This window comes from Sphingomonas sp. HT-1 (genome assembly GCF_048568905.1).
Taxonomy (GTDB): domain Bacteria; phylum Pseudomonadota; class Alphaproteobacteria; order Sphingomonadales; family Sphingomonadaceae; genus Sphingomonas.
Window position 1 is genome coordinate 1,133,434 of sequence record NZ_CP183770.1, and the last position, 16,816, is coordinate 1,150,249.

General features: G+C 63.4%; 14 protein-coding genes, 1 tRNA gene and 2 pseudogenes. 8 read left to right on the forward strand and 9 right to left on the reverse strand.

Features of this window, described 5'->3' with window-relative positions; translation table 11 throughout:
* The first annotated feature begins 41 nt into the window (after positions 1-41).
* The 6 genes from pgl (at position 42) to map (ending at position 5,465) form a co-directional block, all read left to right on the forward strand.
* Positions 42-749 carry a 6-phosphogluconolactonase gene (gene pgl / locus ACNFJ7_RS05380; protein WP_019369559.1) on the forward strand — a complete coding sequence of 236 codons (708 nt, stop codon included), beginning with the start codon at positions 42-44 and terminating at the stop codon, positions 747-749.
* Positions 750-2,573, forward strand: coding sequence for a phosphogluconate dehydratase (edd, locus tag ACNFJ7_RS05385; RefSeq protein WP_019369560.1), 1,824 nt, complete (start codon positions 750-752; stop codon positions 2,571-2,573).
* Between the two features lie 125 nt (positions 2,574-2,698).
* Positions 2,699-3,667 carry an ROK family protein gene (locus ACNFJ7_RS05390; RefSeq protein ID WP_019369561.1) on the forward strand — a complete coding sequence of 323 codons (969 nt, stop codon included), beginning with the start codon at positions 2,699-2,701 and terminating at the stop codon, positions 3,665-3,667.
* 29 nt (positions 3,668-3,696) lie between these two features.
* A complete protein-coding gene (gene eda / locus ACNFJ7_RS05395) occupies positions 3,697-4,281 on the forward strand; it encodes a bifunctional 4-hydroxy-2-oxoglutarate aldolase/2-dehydro-3-deoxy-phosphogluconate aldolase (protein ID WP_037513562.1) in 585 nt (194 codons plus the stop codon).
* Positions 4,282-4,480: 199 nt separating this feature from the next.
* A complete protein-coding gene (locus tag ACNFJ7_RS05400) occupies positions 4,481-4,687 on the forward strand; it encodes a ParD-like family protein (protein ID WP_019369563.1) in 207 nt (68 codons plus the stop codon).
* Between the two features lies 1 nt (position 4,688).
* A complete protein-coding gene (gene map, locus ACNFJ7_RS05405; protein WP_019369564.1) occupies positions 4,689-5,465 on the forward strand; it encodes a type I methionyl aminopeptidase in 777 nt (258 codons plus the stop codon).
* A gap of 16 nt (positions 5,466-5,481) precedes the next feature.
* Here map and phoA read toward each other — a convergent pair whose 3' ends face one another.
* The 3 genes from phoA to ACNFJ7_RS05420 all read right to left on the reverse strand — a co-directional run bounded on the left by phoA (position 5,482) and on the right by ACNFJ7_RS05420 (position 10,906).
* Positions 5,482-6,888, reverse strand: a complete 1,407-nt coding sequence (gene phoA, locus ACNFJ7_RS05410; RefSeq protein ID WP_019369565.1) for an alkaline phosphatase — start codon at positions 6,886-6,888, stop codon at positions 5,482-5,484.
* A gap of 107 nt (positions 6,889-6,995) precedes the next feature.
* Positions 6,996-9,752, reverse strand: coding sequence for a TonB-dependent receptor (locus ACNFJ7_RS05415; protein ID WP_019369566.1), 2,757 nt, complete (start codon positions 9,750-9,752; stop codon positions 6,996-6,998).
* A gap of 392 nt (positions 9,753-10,144) precedes the next feature.
* Positions 10,145-10,906, reverse strand: coding sequence for an EAL domain-containing protein (locus ACNFJ7_RS05420; RefSeq protein WP_050990166.1), 762 nt, complete (start codon positions 10,904-10,906; stop codon positions 10,145-10,147).
* A gap of 289 nt (positions 10,907-11,195) precedes the next feature.
* On the opposite strand from ACNFJ7_RS05420, the gene ACNFJ7_RS05425 reads away from it, so the two are divergent.
* Together ACNFJ7_RS05425 and ACNFJ7_RS05430 are read left to right on the forward strand one after the other, a co-directional pair.
* Positions 11,196-11,269: transfer RNA gene (locus ACNFJ7_RS05425), tRNA-Gly, on the forward strand.
* A 222-nt stretch (positions 11,270-11,491) separates the two neighbouring features.
* The gene (locus tag ACNFJ7_RS05430) at positions 11,492-12,724 is read left to right on the forward strand and encodes a tyrosine-type recombinase/integrase (protein ID WP_019369568.1); all 1,233 of its coding nucleotides are present in this window, start codon (positions 11,492-11,494) and stop codon (positions 12,722-12,724) included.
* Between the two features lie 63 nt (positions 12,725-12,787).
* Here ACNFJ7_RS05430 and ACNFJ7_RS05435 read toward each other — a convergent pair whose 3' ends face one another.
* The 6 genes and pseudogenes from ACNFJ7_RS05435 to traG all read right to left on the reverse strand — a co-directional run.
* Complete coding sequence (locus ACNFJ7_RS05435) at positions 12,788-13,210, reverse strand: type II toxin-antitoxin system VapC family toxin (protein ID WP_019369569.1); 423 nt, start codon at positions 13,208-13,210, stop codon at positions 12,788-12,790.
* Positions 13,210-13,473, reverse strand: coding sequence for a type II toxin-antitoxin system Phd/YefM family antitoxin (locus ACNFJ7_RS05440; protein WP_019369570.1), 264 nt, complete (start codon positions 13,471-13,473; stop codon positions 13,210-13,212). The genes ACNFJ7_RS05435 and ACNFJ7_RS05440 overlap by 1 nt, the downstream gene beginning before the upstream one ends.
* Before the next feature lie 232 nt (positions 13,474-13,705).
* Complete coding sequence (locus ACNFJ7_RS05445) at positions 13,706-13,924, reverse strand: DUF2274 domain-containing protein (RefSeq protein WP_019369571.1); 219 nt, start codon at positions 13,922-13,924, stop codon at positions 13,706-13,708.
* 9 nt (positions 13,925-13,933) lie between these two features.
* Positions 13,934-14,425 (reverse strand): annotated as a pseudogene (locus ACNFJ7_RS05450) (TrbI/VirB10 family protein); the annotation flags it as partial.
* 35 nt (positions 14,426-14,460) lie between these two features.
* On the reverse strand, positions 14,461-14,970 hold the full coding sequence (locus tag ACNFJ7_RS05455) for a TrbG/VirB9 family P-type conjugative transfer protein (protein ID WP_019369573.1): 510 nt from the start codon (positions 14,968-14,970) through the stop codon (positions 14,461-14,463).
* A pseudogene (gene traG / locus ACNFJ7_RS05460) lies at positions 14,971-16,352 on the reverse strand (IncP-type conjugal transfer protein TraG); the annotation flags it as partial. It abuts the gene before it with no gap.
* Between the last annotated feature and the right edge of the window lie 464 nt (positions 16,353-16,816).

The window sequence follows — 16,816 nt, forward strand, 5'->3', positions numbered from 1 at the left end:
CGAGCCGTTGACGCGGTCCCACCAAAAATCAAGGAGCTGACATGACGACCGAAATCGAATGGTGGGACTATGACGACTCCGCCGAGATGGGCGAAGCCCTTGCCGGCGACATTCAGTTCATCATCGAAAGCGCGATTGACGCGCGCGGCGCGGCAGTCATCGCGCTCGCCGGTGGCCGCACTCCCGCCCCCATCTACGCCAAGCTGAGTAAGGCCAAGCTCGACTGGAAGCGTGTGACAATCATCCCCACCGACGATCGCATCGTGCCGATGGGCGATCCGATGTCGAACGTCACTGGTCTCGCCAAGGTGTTCCTGCCACTCGGCGCTCGGGTGATCCCGGTGGTGAGCGAAAAGGCCGACGACTACAAGGCTGCCGGCCGGGCGGCGGACGCGCGCCTGCAGGACTTCCACTGGCCGCTAGACCTGTGCTTGCTCGGCATGGGCGCCGATGGCCACACCGCCTCGATCTTCCCCGGCCCGGATCTCACGGAAGCGCTCACCGGCCCCAAGGAACGCCGCGCGTTGGGCGTGATGCCCGATCCGCTGCCGCCCGAAGCACCCGTCGCCCGCGTATCGCTGTCGCTCGCCGCGATCGTCTCTGCACGTGCGTTGATGATCGCGATCACCGGCCAGGAAAAGCGCGACGTGCTGGAGCGAGCGATTTCTGAAGGTGCGGGCTCGACGTTGCCGATCGGACGCGTGCTCGCCGAAACCGAACTGCCCGTCGACATCCACTGGAGCGTCTAAATGACCACCCTCCATGCTGAAATTGCCGCCGTCACCGAGCGCGTGATCGAAAGGTCCAAGACTGGCCGCGCAGCCTATCTCGCGCTGATCCAGCGCGAGCGCGAATCGGGCAATGACCGGCCCAAGCTGGGCTGCGCCAACCTCGCCCATGCCTATGCCGGCACGGAAGAACAACGCGAGGAGCTGAAGACCGGCGCTCGGATGAACATCGGCATCGTCACCGCCTATAATGACATGCTTTCGGCCCATGCGCCCTATTATCGCTACCCCGAACAGATGAAGATCTGGGCGCTGGAAGCCGGTGCCACCGCGCAGGTCGCAGGGGGCGTGCCTGCGATGTGCGACGGCGTCACCCAGGGCTATCAGGGCATGGAACTGTCCCTGTTCAGCCGCGACACCATCGCGATGGCGACGGCAGTATCGCTCAGCCACCGCGTCTTTGAAGGCGCTGCGCTGCTCGGCATTTGCGACAAGATCGTGCCGGGCCTGCTGATGGGCGCGCTGCGCTTCGGTCATCTGCCGATGGTGCTGATCCCCGGCGGCCCGATGCGCTCGGGCCTGCCGAACAAAGAGAAGGCCGCCGTCCGCGAGCGCTTCGCCGAGGGTAAGGCAACCCGCGAGGAGTTGCTGGAAGCCGAAATTGCCGCCTATCACGGCAAGGGTACCTGCACCTTCTACGGCACCGCGAACTCGAACCAGATGATGATGGAAGCGATGGGCCTCCACGTCCCTGGCGCCGCCTTCGCTAACCCCCAGACTAAGCTGCGCCAGGAACTGACCCGCGCTGCCGTCCACCGCCTCGCTGAAATCGGCTGGAACGGCAACGACTATCGCCCGATCGGCCATGTCGTTGATGAAAAGGCAATCGTGAACGCCGCGATCGTCCTGCTCGCGACGGGCGGCTCTACCAATCACCTTATCCACGTCCCTGCCTTCGCACGCGCCGCCGGCATCGTGATCGACTGGGACGATTTCGATCGTTTGTCGCGAGTCGTGCCGCTGATGACCCGTGTTTATCCGAACGGATCGGCCGACGTGAACCAGTTCGAGGATGCCGGCGGCCCCTCCTTCGTCATCAAGGAACTGCTCCGCGCCGGGTTGATGCACGGCGACGCGCTGACCATCGCCAAGGAGGGCATGGCCGCCTATGGCCGCAAGCCCGATATCGAGGGCGACGCGCTGGTCTGGACCGAGCATGGCGAGAAGAGCAACGACGAAAATATCGTCCGCACGGTAGAGACGGCCTTCTCCCCCGAAGGCGGCTTCCGCATCCTCAAGGGCAATATCGGCCGCGCCTGCATCAAGGTCTCGGCGGTCGAGCGCGAGCGCTGGATCATCGAGGCGCCGGCCCGTGTCTTCTCGGACCAGTCCGAAGTGCTTGCCGCCTTCAAGGCGGGCGAGCTGGAGCGCGACGTGGTCGTTGTGGTCCGCTTCCAGGGCCCGCGCGCCAACGGCATGCCGGAACTGCACAAGCTCACCCCCCAATTGGGCGTGCTGCAGAACCGCGGCTTCAAGGTCGCGCTGGTCACCGATGGCCGCATGTCGGGAGCCAGCGGCAAGGTGCCAGCGGCGATTCATCTGTCGCCTGAGGCGCTGGGCGGCGGCCCGATCGGCAAGGTGCGCGATGGCGACATCATCCGCCTCGACGCCGAGGCAGGGACGCTCGAAGCGCTGGTGCCGGCCAACGAGTGGGACGCGCGCGAACACGCAGTCGCCCCGCCGCCGGCCATCGGCACCGGGCGCGAGCTTTTCGCCATGCTCCGCCACCATTGCGACGAGGCCGAAAAGGGCGCGTCGGCGATGCTGCACGAAGCCGGTCTGTAAGTTTGTAACGGATGTAAATCGCGCCTGATGCGGCCCTCGGACTTTACATCCGCGCGGCAGACGGGAAGAAGGGCCGCGCCTACTGGCAACGTTGACAGGGGTAGCAGAGAGAGGATCGAAATCGGATGGAAGTCGTCGCGGTCGACATTGGGGGCACGCACGCGCGCTTTGCGGTAGCAGAGGTCGCGGAAGGCCGCGTCGTTTCGATGAGCGAGCCGATCACACAAAAAGTGGCCGAGCACCCCAGCCTGCAGCTCGCCTGGCGCGCGTTCGGCGAGCGACTGGGTCGGCCGGTGCCCAAGGCGGCGGCGATCGCGGTTGCCTCGCCTATCAACAACGATCTGATCAAGCTCACCAACAATCCCTGGATCATCCGCCCGCCGCTGATCCCGGATCGCCTTGGTGCTGACGTCTGGACGATCGTCAACGATTTCGCCGCGATCGGCCATGCCGTCGCGCAACTTGAAGATGAAGCGTTCCTGCATCTCTGCGGCCCGGAGACGCCACTGCCGGAGAAGGGCTCAATCACCGTATGCGGTCCAGGCACCGGGCTGGGCGTCGCGCAGGTCTTCCGCCATCGCGGCGGCTACGACATCATCGCCACCGAAGGCGGCCATAGCGACTTCGCCCCGCTCGATGCGATCGAGGACGCTTTCGTAAAGCGCCTGCGCCGCACCTATCAGCGGGTCTCCAAGGAGCGGATCGTCGCCGGCCCGGCGATCGTCTCGATCTACGAGACGCTGGCCGATCTGGAGGGCGTGCCTGTTCCCCGTCTCGACGACAAAGCGATCTGGACGCTGGCACTAGAGGGCAAGGACAGCCTGGCGGTCGCCGCGCTCGATCGCTTCTGCCTCAGCCTGGGCGCGGTGGCGGGCGACCTCGCGCTTGCGCACGGCCCCACCGCCGTGGTGATCGCCGGCGGTCTGGGCTTGCGCCTGAAGGATCATCTGCTGCAATCGGGCTTCGGCGAGCGATTCGTCGCCAAGGGGCGCTTCCGCTCCCTGATGGCGACGATCCCTGTCAAACTGATCACCCATCCCCAGCCGGGCCTGTACGGCGCAGCCGCCGCCTTCGCCCAGGAGCATGCACAGTGAGCGACACCCGTCCTTCGATCGAAGCCATCATGCGCACCGCACCCGTCATCCCGGTGCTGGTGATCGACGACGCCGCTAAGGCGCGTCCGCTTGCCGAGGCGCTGGTGAAGGGCGGCCTGCGCGTGCTCGAAGTGACCATGCGCACCCCCGCCGCGCTGGACGCGATCCGCGAGATGAAGCAGGTCCCCGGCGCGATCGTAGGCGCGGGCACGGTGGTGAACATTGCCCAGTTCGAGCAGGTGATGAAGGAGGATGCCGAGTTCATCGTCTCCCCCGGACTCACCGACCGCCTTGGCGACGCGATCGTGAAGAGCGGCGTGCCGTATCTGCCGGGCATCGCCAATGCCGGGGACATCATGCGCGGGCTCGATCTGGGCCTGAGCCACTTCAAGTTCTTCCCGGCCGAGACCTCGGGCGGTCTCAAGGCGCTCAAGGCCCTGGCGGCGCCCTTCTACCAGGCGAAGTTCTGCCCCACCGGCGGCATCAGCCCGGCCAGCGCGCCCGAGTGGCTGGCCTTCGATCCGGTGCTCTGCGTTGGCGGCAGTTGGATCGCCAGCGGCTCGCTGGAAGAAGTGGAAGCTAAGGCGCGCGAAGCAGCGGCGCTGACGCGCTGATTCTCACTTCTTAAGCCCCTCCTCCTTGGAGGAGGGGCTTGGGGGTGGAGGGATTCCAGAACATTGGTTGGTCTCTGCGGGACATAGCCCCACCCCAACCCCTCCCCTGAAGGGGAGGGGCTTAGAGGCGCACGCCCCTTGCCCTTCCTCAATATACGAACCATATACGCTCCGTAATCCCACGCAGACCGGAGCACCCATGGGCATTGTAAAAATTGCTGACGAACTGCACGAGGAGGCCCGCCGCGCCAGCGCGGTGATGTGCCGCTCGATCAACGCCCAGGCCGAATACTGGATGAAGATCGGCATGCTCGCCGAGGCGAATCCCACCCTGCCCTTCAACGAGATCGTCCGCCGCCAGCTGGCCGAGGCGCAGGTCGGCGCCGCCGCGCTCGAGGCCGCCTGAGATGGTCAAGACCCCGCAGGAACTCGAGCTGATGCGCGAGGCCGGCCGGCTGCTCGCCCAGGTCTTCGAGATGCTCGACCGCACCCCGCTCGCCGGCATGTCGACGCTGGAGATCGACACGCTGGTCGAGCGCTACATTACCGACGAGCTTCACGCACGCCCCGCTAGCAAGGGACAATATGGCTATGGCTTCGTACTCAACTGTTCGATGAACCATGTTGTCTGCCACGGCGTGCCCGATGCCCGGACGATCGTACAGGACGGCGACATCATCAACCTCGACATCACGTTGGAAAAGAACGGCTTCATCGCCGATTCAAGTAAGACCTATATGGTTGGCACCGTGTCGCCCCAAGCCCGGCGGCTGGTGAAGGTGACGCAGGAAGCGATGTGGAAGGGCATCGCCCAAGTCCGCCCCGGCGCGACGCTGGGCGACATAGGTTTCGCCATCGAACGCCATGCCAAGCAGCACGGCTATTCGGTGGTGCGCGACTATTGCGGCCACGGCATTGGCCGCGAGATGCACGAGGAGCCCTCGGTGCTGCATTTCGGCCGCCCCGGCACCGGCATGAAATTGCGTGAAGGCATGACGTTCACGATCGAACCGATGCTCAACCAGGGCACCCGCAAGGTGACAACGCTCGCGGATGGCTGGACGGTGGTGACCAACGACCGCAAGCTCTCCGCCCAATTCGAACACACCGTGGCTGTAACGAGTGATGGCGTGGAAGTGCTCACGCTGCGCAGCGACGAGCAGGCAGAGGCCCGGCCGCACTGATTGCCGCCAGCCGCGGTCAACGCAGCTTCAGCGCAGCCCGGATGATATAGTGGAGATCGGTTTGGTCGAGCAACCCGCTGACGTTCACCGCGCCGGGGCCATAGGCGGCAATACGCAGCTGCGTGCCGGTATGCCCCTGCGAGCCTTCCTCGGCAGTGCCGTAGTTCACCGTCATTACCCCGCCCTCGCGCGTGTTGAGAGCGGCGGTAAGGCCTGGCGCACGCGTGCCGTTGCCGACGATCTGGCTGGTATGGGCATGATCGGCGGTGACGATCACCAGCGTGTGCCCATCCGCCTTGGCGAAGGCCAGCGCGACCTGCACCGCCTCGTCTAGGTCGACAGTCTCGCCAATTTGCCCGCACGGATTGGCGCCGTGATCTTCCTTGTCGATCGATGCGCCTTCCACCTGCAGGAAGAATCCCTTGCGGCGCGTCTTCAGAAGATCGATCGCCTTCCGGGTCATCGCCGCCAGCGTGGGAATGGCTGCCGTGCGTGCCGGATTAGGCTGGCAGGTGACGGCAGGTTTGTCGATATTGCCGTGATGGCTGGCGCGCGGTCCGGTCCAGCGTACCGGCATATTCCCTTCGGAGAAGATGCCGATCAACGGGCGTCGGTCATCGGCGCGAGCCACAGCCTCCAGGCTTGCCGCATCGCGAACCACGTGAAAGCCCCGCGCCTGCGCCTGATCGAGCAGCGTTCGGCCCTTCCATTTGCCGGCACGCGCCGTTTCGGCGAAGCTCGCCGCTCCGCCACCTAGCACCACATCGGCACGCGTCTCGAGCAACTGCTCGGTGATTGATCCAGCGCCGCCATTTTCGAGGGCATCTTGCGGGCACGTTGCGCTGGTCTCGGCAGGGCCGAAGCATTTGCGCTGGACGACATGGGCAAGCTGCGCACCCGGCGTCGCGTCCTGAATATCGGCGGTGGAAACATCACCGGTGGCGAGCCCTGCGGCCTTGGCGCGCTCGATCAGCGTCGGCTGCGGCCGCCCGCGCACATCAACGCCGATCGCGCCGTTATAGCTTTTCACGCCGGACGCCCAGGCGGTCGCAGATGCCGCCGAATCCGTGACATAGTTCGGCTTCCCGGTTTCGCGATCAAGTGAGTAATGCGTGTACTGTCCGGTGAACGGTAGCGCGTCGATCCCTTTGAAATAGCCGCCCGCACCTTCGGCATAGTTCCGAGCGATGGTGATCTCGGAATCCCCCATGCCGTCGCCGATCAACAGGATCACTTTGCGAACCTCCGCGTCCGTGCTCAGCTCGCGATAGGTCTGTCGCATGTCGCCGGGCAGCCGCCGGGCACCGCCGGGTTCGTGCAGCGACCCCCGTGACCCCCGCGCGAGATCGGGCGTAGCTTCCTGGGCGCGCACGGGCTGAGCGCAGAACACGAGACAAACGGCAAGGGCAACACGCGAGATCATTGGAAACTCCATAAAGGGCGCGCCCCGCGCGCGGGCAGCTGCCGGGCGGGCATTTAGAAAAGCGTGACAAGCCGGCCCCGCCGCGCGGACAGCAGGGCCGGCCGAACTCAGAACTGAACGCGCGCGCCCAGGCTGATCCGGCTACCGGACAGCTCATAGGTGGCGGGGAAAGACGGATCGATCGTATAGCCCTGCGTCTTCGCATTGCCCACGTTGATGCCCTGCAGTTCGACGCGAAGGTTGTCCGTCACCTGGTAGCTGGCGGCGACGTCGAACTGACCATACGCCGAGCGATACACTGGATACATGTTTCGCTCGATCCGCTCCACATATGCGCCCTTGCGATTGTACGAGACGCGTACCGACAGCGGCCCATGATCGTAGAACAGCGTAGCGTTGTACGTGTTATCCGCCAGCCCGATTGGCGCCGTCGGAATCTTCAGGTCCGACTGGCCGGTCAGCGAGCTGTCCAGGATGGTATAGTTGGCGTTGACGCCAAAGCCATTCAACCATCGCGTGAACATGCCGAACGGCACGACGGCGTTGAGCTCGATGCCGCTGACGTCGTAGGATCCATTCATATTTACCGGCTGATACACGTCAAAGTCATAGACGCCGTCGATGGTGCCGTTCGCGTTGTATTTGGTTACGTTCGGCACCACGCCAGTCAACTGGTTCTGCACCACGCCCTTGATCTTCTTCCAGAAGTACGACGCGGCCAGGACGCCGCCCTCGCCCAAATACTTCTCCACGCCAACTTCCCACTGGTCGGCGAACGTCGGTCTCAGGCCGGGATTGCCATCAGAAAAGCGGAAGCTGTTGAAGCTGGCGGTGCGCTTATAGGCAAGATCGGTAAGCGCGGGACGGATCAACGTCTGCGATGCCGCCGCGCGCAGATAGAGGCTCTTGGTCAGTTCGGCGCGGCCGTTGAACGACGGCAGGAGCTTGCTGTAACGGCCCTCGCTGGAAATCGGCGCATTGGTGTAGCCCGTCGTACCGTCAGGACGCTGCACCTGGTGAAAGCCTTCTGAATGCACCGTGGTGCGGATATAGCGCGCGCCCAGGTTAATGAACACCGGCGCCGCGATGTCGAACTCGAAATCGACCATGCCATAGCCTGCCCAAGTCTCTTCCCGAACTTTGTAGTATTGGCCATTGTCGAACGGCGTCACAAAACGGGCGGGACGAAAGAAGCTGCGCGCATAGTCGTTCGAAACCTGCGCCCAGCTTAGGTTGCGCGCCTGATAAGGTTTTCCGCCCGCGATAGCGATGACGTTTTCCAACGGACTATCCGCCAGCGTGCGCTTGTTGACGTAGGCAGTGCTGCCGCGCGTCGGCCCCTGGATCTTCTCCTCGCCATATTGGCGTTCGTTGGTCTTGTTTGTGTAACGTCCACCGAAGTTGAATGATTTCAGCGCCTGGAAGCCGGTGAGATCGAATAGATGGGTGATATCTGCCTGGGCGGCATATTTGTCGTCCTTGATCTCCTCCAGAGTCGTCTCGTACGCTTCGAAGAGATAGGAAGCGGGCGCGTTGTACATGTCGATCGAGCGCGGATTGTCGCTCTTGATCGTCTCGCCGCCATTGCTGGTGTATCGCGTGCGCGAAGGTGCATAGGCGACGTGTTTCAGGTTGGCATAATCGCGGGTCTTCTTCGCCCCCGAGTAGCCGCCCAGCACATTGATGCGCCATTGGCCGGTTTCCCAATTCAGCTCGCCGCCGAACTGGCGATAATCGGTGTTGTTGCGGTATTCCTTGCTCAGGAATTCATGCTGCGTGTTGGTATAAGAGACGTCGCGGAGCACAATGATGCCCGATTCCGAAAGCGTCGTCTTGTCGGCTTCGTGGATTCTCTCCAAAGTCGAATTGCTCGATGCCGAATAGCCGGCAGCGTCATATTCGTCCTCGACCGTGTCGTACGATCCGACAAACGCATCGAAACTGATGCTCAGGCGACCGCTCGGCTTGTACTGCACCGCACCGGCCAACCCTAGCCGATCTTGATCGTTGAAGTACACGCGGTCGCCTACCTTATCCAGGAAGACGATCTTGTTCTTGTCGGCCTCTGTGAAGGACACGCCCGCATCGCGCGCCAGCACGGCGGTCGCTTGGTTGCGATTGGTACCCGCACGATCGGTCCAGCGCGAAATCGGGCGAAAATTGATGCCGGAGTTGGAATCGGTGCGGTTGCTGCGCTTCTGCCGAGCAACCGACAGCAGGACGCCGAAATCGCCGAACGTGTTGCTCGCAAGCACTGAAAAGTTTGGATCGACCTTTTCGGAAATCGAGTTGTACGCCCCCTCCGCGCTGCCCACCAGGCGGAAGCCGGGCGTGTCGAAGGGCCGCGCGGTGCGGATCGCGACCGAGCCGGCGATGCCGCCTTCTTCGTCCGCCGCGCGGGGTGATTTCTGCACGGTAACCGATTGGATCAGTTCCGAGGCGAAGGTATCGAATTCCACGTCGCGCCCGCCTGAGCCTGATGCGGTCGCCAACTTGTTGATCGACACGAAGGTGAAGTCGCTCGGCAGTCCGCGCACGTTCACGCGCGTGCCCAGGCCTTTGTTGCGCTCGATCGTCACGCCCGGCACACGTTGCAGCGCTTCGGACAGGTTCTGTTCTGGAAAATCAGCAATGTCGGTCGCGATGATCGAGTCGGAAAAGCCGATATTCTCCCGCTTCAACTCGATCGCTTCCTGCAGGCTCCGACGATAGCCCGAGACGACGATTTCCTCCCCCTGCTCCGCCGTGCCAGCGTCGGCGGACGGATCTGTCTGCGCCGATGCCGGCACTGCCCCCAGCGCAATTGCGGCCGCACCGGCAAGAAGATGCGAGCTTCGAATGACCCGGTTGACGTTAGGCTTCATGTTCTTCCCCCACTTGTGAATTAGGCGCAGGACCTCGCCGCCGTACAGGCGTGCACGGCGCCGGAAATCTGCTGATACTTGCGGTCGCGCGAGCGTCGCGCGGCGCTGTCACACGGCGATCACCCGCGTGCGTTCCGGGCCGCGGTGCGGCGGGTGGAAGAAGTCACGCGGACCGGCGGTACGACGCTGAGCACCATTACCCCATGTTCGCGTTGGCCAAATTTCCATCCCCAGCTGCCCCGTTGAACCGTAGAGCATCGCGGGTGGGGAAAGATTGTTACGCCGACATGACCGGACGTTATCAAAAGAACGTAAGGATAAGCTCTAAAAGCGCGCGCACGCCCTGAAATCGGCTCGGCAGCGACGGCACGAAGCGTTGCTTCACCTGCAGCTTACAGCGCAGCACATGCTTCCGCAGAGATTGGCGGCAGCACGCCGATCGCCGGCCGTGCATACCAATAGCCCTGGTGATAGCGCACGCCGAGCCGACGCAGCATGGCTGCCTCACCGGCGGTCTCGATACCTTCCGCGATCAGCAGCGTACCCAATTCCGCGCAGAGCCCAACGATCGCCCGAACAATGGCTTGCCTGCGACCGTCGCTATCGATGGTGCGCACCAGTTCCATGTCGAGCTTCACCTCGTCCGGCGCGAACCGTGCGAACATGCCGAGCCCCGCATGCCCCGCCCCGAAATCGTCGATCGCCACCTTGAAGCCGATCTGCTTGTAGGATTCGATGATGTTCGAAACGTGATCCGGGGAAGCAATGACTTCGTTTTCGGTGAATTCAAAGATCAGCCGGTCGAGTGGCATGGCGACCTTGCGCGCCGTTTGCAGGGTAAGCTGGATGCAGGCTACCGGAGAGTAGACAGCGTTGGGGAGGAAGTTGATCGAGAGACAGGCCGGCGTCTCCATCAGCCCGGCGGCCATCACCGTTTCAATTGCCTTGACGCGGCAGGCCTGGTCAAAAGCATAGCGATTTGCATCGGTCACTTGCCCCAACACTGCCGCCGCACTCGACCCGTCGATGCCGCGCACTAGCGCTTCATAGGCAAAGGGCACACCCGTCATCGCATCGACGATCGGTTGGAACGCCATCGTGAACGGGATGTCGAAATCGACGCCGTCACGGCAACCCGTGCAAATTTTCCGCATTTCCATGCTCAGTATATAGGATGCCCGAAGCTTTCTTAGCGTATTAAAGTCTGGGGCGGCAGCGGCTTGGCACTGAGCCGGGCCAAACCTCGATCAAACCGGCAACTCTAGCGGCGCCCGCGCCCTCGAGATGCAATCGGCGCGAACCGATTGGTAGGTATTTGGAGGCCTTGAATTGCCCCGATAAGCTGAATGGCGATAGACCATTGCCAGCGGCACCTCCCCCGGCTATCTCGCCGGCATCAGCCGCCGGTGGCAAAGCACTTCGCTAGGCACAACCCAGCGGATTGCGGGTGTAGCTCAATGGTAGAGCAGAAGCTTCCCAAGCTTACGACGAGGGTTCGATTCCCTTCACCCGCTCCATTTTTCGATCTCACGACATCCCACAGAGCTTTGTAAACCGCGGAAATCTGCGGTATTTTTGGCGTTATCCGGCTCACTGGATCGCGCAAGATTTCAGGAAAGCTCCCGAAGGTGGGGGCCACTTTGCGAGAAAAGCGGGCCGAAAAACGCCCGTGGCCCCCAAGGTGGGGGCCACGCCTCGGAAAGGGCTCCACGGGGCCACGCCTCGGAAAGGGCTCCACTATGCCTTTGACAGATATAGCTATTCGTAAGGCCAAGCCGCGCGAGAAGGCCTATAAGCTTTGCGATATGCAGGGCCTGTTTGTCCTGGTCCAACCCTCGGGCGGCAAGCTCTGGCGGATGAAGTACCGCGTGGGCGGTGTTGAGAAGAAGCTGGGCCTGGGCACCTATCCCCAGGTCAGCCTGCGCGACGCCCGGAAGAAGCGGGATGAAGCCCGTGATCTCTTGGTCGAAGGCAAGGACCCAGGCCTGGAGAAGCAGCGCGAGAAGCTCCGCGCTGGAGCGCTGGCGGAAAACACTTTCACCAGCATCGCGAACGAATATTGTCGGAAACGACGGCGCGATGGCGACCGTGCCTGGGCACCCTCCACCGCCGCGCGCTGCGAGCACCTTCTCAGCCTGCTCGACAACTCGATCGGCAAAATGCCGATCCACGAGATCGAGCCGATCGACGCTCTTGCCGCCATTCGGAAGATCGAGAAGCGCGGCAAGCTGGAAAGTGCGCGGCGCGCCTTGCAACTGGCCGGCGCTGTGTTCCGCTATGCAGTTGCCACCGCTCGGCTGAAATCCGACCCGACGAGGGATTTACGCGGCGCCCTGATGACCCCGACGGTCACGCACTATGGCGCCGTCACTGAGGCCGAGGAAGTCGGTAAGCTGCTCAGGGCCATCGACAACTATGAAGGCCAGGGCATGACCAAATGGGTGCTGCAACTGGCACCGCATGTGTTCGTGCGCCCTGGAGAACTGCGCCATGCGCGATGGGACGAGATCGACTTCGACGCCGCTGTCTGGACCATCCCGGCTGAGAAGATGAAGATGCGCAAACCGCACCACGTTCCGCTCTCGACCCAGTCGATCGACATTCTGCTGGAGATCCGGTCGATCACCGGATCCAACGGCTATGTCTTCCCGTCGATGCGCTCGCGCTCGCGGCCGATGTCGGACAATACCCTCAACGCCGCACTCCGCCGCTTGGGCTATGCCAGCAATGAAATGACCGCGCATGGCTTCCGGGCCATGGCGAGCACCCTGCTCAACGAGTCGGGCAAATGGTCCTACGACGCAATCGAACGCGCGTTGGCGCATGGCGATACCGACAAGGTTCGTGCGGCCTATCATCGCGGTACCCATTGGAAAGAGCGGGTAGCGATGGCGCAGTGGTGGTCGAACCTGCTCGACAGCCTGCGCAGCGGCGCCACGATCTTGCCCTTCCCGGGAGTGCGGGTCGGCTGAACGCCTTCGGTCACGCCGCGCCCGATCGCGCGCCGGTAGGTGTCGGCACACGACACCACACGCTTATTGGGCGGGGTCTTCCCAGGGATTGAGCAGCGGGACGCCGGTTTCAATGAAGTCGGCGGTGTTGCGGGTGACGACGGTGAGGCCGTGAACAAGGGCGGTGGCGGCGATCATCGCGTCACGTTCCGAGCGGGGATCAGGAACGTGGAGCGCTGCGCAGCGACGGGCCACCGCCGCGTCGAAATCTAGAATCTGATCTGCAAATCCAGGCATCACGGTCTTGTCCATCCAGCGACGGAGCGACTCTGCCTGTGTTCCATCCCGACGTTGCACCCGAAGGATGCCGATCTCAATTTCCATGATCGTCACGGCTGACAAGAACGGGCGAGCACCGACGGCCATCTTTGTCCAAGCCTCGAACGCAGGGCCTGCCCGTTCCGGCTTTCGGAGTGCCGATACGACGTTGGTGTCGAACAGGAACATCAATCCTCGCCGAACTCGGCCGGGCGGAAGCCGATGTTCAGCTTGGGCGGGTCGAAATCGAAGTCGCCGCCATCATCCTTGTCCGCGAAGATATCCCACAAGGTCTGGCCCTTGCCGATTAGCCGTTGATATTCTTCGATCGAGAGCAGGACATGCGCGGGGCGCCCGCGATCGGTGATGAAGACGGGGCCATGCAGCGCCGCCTTCTTGGCGCGCGCGGCGTCCTGATTGAACTCTCGGCTGGTAAGGCTGGTGATACCCATGACGCCCTCCTGGCGCTTGACGATATGTTGCTACATTGTCAGCGGGCCAGCGAAAGTCAAGACGCGTGGCACTGTAATGCGCTATAGCCGGGCCCCGGTTGGCCCCTTTGCCCGCGCGGAAGTAGCCACTAGGCCCTTGATGTTCGAAGCCTTGGCGAGATCGATCAGCTCTTGTGACCAGTACCAGCCAAGTGCGTCATAATCGGAAAATGAATGGACACCGGCCCGGATGTCACCGGCTGGCTCCCCGCCCCCGCACGAACCCGCGATCGCTCTCGAGGAAGGATGTCAGCATCGCCGGGATCAGATCCGTCACCGCCTCCTTCTGCCCATAAGTGTCGGCATATAGCGCAGCATAGTCCTGCAGCCGCTGGTGCAGGTCGGGCGTGATGAGGATCGCGAGCTTGACGGGCTTTCGATCCGGGAGCTTGGCCAGTTTCAAATCAGGCATGTCGGCCTCCTATCCGCGCCAAGGCGCGAGGATCAGGTCCTTGTGGACCACGAGCAGCACATTCGTGCCGGGGCGAATTGTGAGCGTCGGCTGGATGTTTAGATTACGTGAGGTCATCTGGTCGCCCGCGCGTGCGACATTCTGCTGCGTTGACTGCCGGATCGCCCGGACCAGATCGCTGTCACCAGAAACCGTCAGCTCCGAGCCTACGCCGAGCAGGGTCGACAGCGCGATCCCCTTGAGCAGCGTCCAGGTATGGAGGTCGACCTTGTCCTGCAGGCCGGCATAGCCCGAGGCGTCGGTCGCCGGCACGTTGTCGATCCTGAGCGAGCTGCCGTCCGGCAGCAGGATGCGCTGCCAAATGACCAACGCACGCTTTTGCCCGTACGCGGCCACGGAGTCGTAGCTTCCGACGAGCCGCGCGCCTTGTGGGATGAGCAGGATGCGCCCGGTGGGACTGTCGAAAACGTTCGCCGTCACCTGCGCCGTCACCAACTCCGGGTCGAGCTTCGGGGGGCGCGGGACGACATCGTCGCTCATGACCGCTTGCCTTTCGGCGCAGGAACCTCGGTAACCCGATCGATGCGGACGACCTGCTGCTTGCCGGTGCCGAGCCGCAGCTCGGCCCGGTCGAAGATGCGATCGACGACATAGAAACGGCCGCGCATGCGGTAGTTGACCAGCTCGACATCCCCGGCCGCACCGATCACGAACAGCGGCGGCACCTCGCCGACCGCAATGCTCGCCGGGAACTCGACGAAGGTCTGCCGCCCGTCGTCGAAGGCGCGCAGCGGCCGCCAGGCCGGGCTGTCGCCGTTCACCGTGTAGTTGAAGTGCAGGCTATCGACCGACAGGCCCGCAGCGATCGGGGCTACCGCCGCCGCCTGGGCTTCCTTCTGCCGGAGCGCGATCAGCTGGTCGGCAGGATAGGTCCAGGACAGGGCAGCCGTTGCGGTCCGCGCGGTGGCCGTAAGCTGGAGGTGATAGCTGCGCCGATCGGTGGTGATGACGAGGTTGGTAGCAAGGCTGCTCGCGAAGGGCTTCACGAGGATAGCGTTGTGCTCACCGTATGCCTTCTCGATCTGGTTGAGGCTCTGGGCGATCAGGAAAGCGCGGACGCCATAGCCGGCGAGAAACGCCAGGTGGTCTCGAAGAAGTCGAGGCGCCCCAGCGCGGGGAACTCGTCGAGCATCATCAGCAGCTTGTGGCGGCCCCCGGTCTGGGCGGTCTTCTCGGCTTCCAAGTGCTCGGTGAGGCGCCTGCCGATCTGGTTGAGCACGAGACGGATCAGCGGCTTGGTGCGGCTGATGTCCGAGGGCGGCACCACTAGGTAGAGCGACACCGGCGCCTCGGCTTCGACCAGGTCGGCGATGCGCCAGTCGCAGCGCGAGGTGACGGCCGCAACCGTCGGATCGCGGTAGAGTCCGAGAAATGACATGGCGGTCGACAGCACGCCGGACCGCTCATTCTCGGACTTGTTCAGCACCTCGCGTGCCGCCGATGCGACCACCGGATGCACCGCCGGCGCTTCCGGGGTTCCGAGATGATTGGTGGTCATCATCCGGTCCAGCGTGTCGGTAAACTTGCGCTGCGGATCGGAAAGGAAGGACGCGACCCGGGCCAGCGTCTTCTCCTCCTCGGCATAGAGGACATGAAGGATCGCGCCGACCAGCAGCGAATGGCTGGTCTTCTCCCAGTGGTTGCGGCGCTCCAGCGCCCCTTCGGGGTCGACCAGAACGTCGGCAATGTTCTGGACGTCACGCACCTCGTCCTTGCCGCGGCGGACCTCCAGTAGCGGATTGTACCGCGCCGATCGCGCGTCTGTCGGATTGAACAGCAAGCAGTGCGAAAAACGCTGGCGCCAGCCTGCGGTCAGCTGCCAGTTCTCGCCCTTGATGTCGTGGACGACCGTCGAACCGGTCCAGCCAAGCAGCGACGGTATGACGAGGCCCACGCCCTTACCGCTCCGGGTCGGCGCGAACGCCATGACGTGCTCGGGGCCGTCATGACGCAGATACTGCCGACCCACGCGGCCGAGGAACACGCCGGCCTCCGTGACGTGTCCGGCGGCGCGAATATCCTGAAAACTTGCCCAGCGGGCTGAGCCGTACGTCGTGACATGGCGCCGCTGACGGGCACGCCAGAGGGACCCGAAGACTGCCGCCCCGCATCCGACCAGGCCACTCGTGGCTGCAATCGCGCCCGCCTCTTCGAAGATCGTCGGGGCATAGGCCTCGAACGAAAACCACCAGCCGAACAATGCCCAGGGCCGATAGAAAGGGCGCCCGAAGGCGACAAACCAGGGCCTGCCCAACTCGGGCTGATACGCCAGTTCTGCGGCCGCCCACTGCGTGGCGAACCAAACGCCCGACAGCACAATGACGAGCACGATCAGGACCTGTCCTATGAGCAATTTGGTAGGAGTCATGCGGGCCTCCGCCCGCCAGGTCAGCCCGCGCGGGATCGGTGCCTAGCTTCCGCTGTTCCCGTCTTTCACATCCGTCACCGTCTGGTGCAGTTCGCTACGACCTTGGTGCAGTTCTTGGCCAAGCGCGGTGCGCCGTAAGCCCAACCTTACCACTTGATCCCACGCTTGCCTCAGATCGCGACAGTCCGATTCCGACCAACATACGCCGTTCGCCGATCGCCGTTAAGACGGCAGCTTCTGCCAGAACCCGCCGTCGCTCAGCGCACAGTCATCTGGCAGCAAGGCGCTCCATCGCGGGCCAAGCCGTTAGGCTTCGAGCACAGGCCATCGTTCATATTGGCCCCGACCAACCGGAGCATGGCGTCCCACGGACCTCTGAGCTCGGTCGGTGTGGAGCTTCACTCGGCAGAAGGCGGAAATCGCCGACCGCGACAAGCATTTAGGTCCCAAATCAACACGTTCAA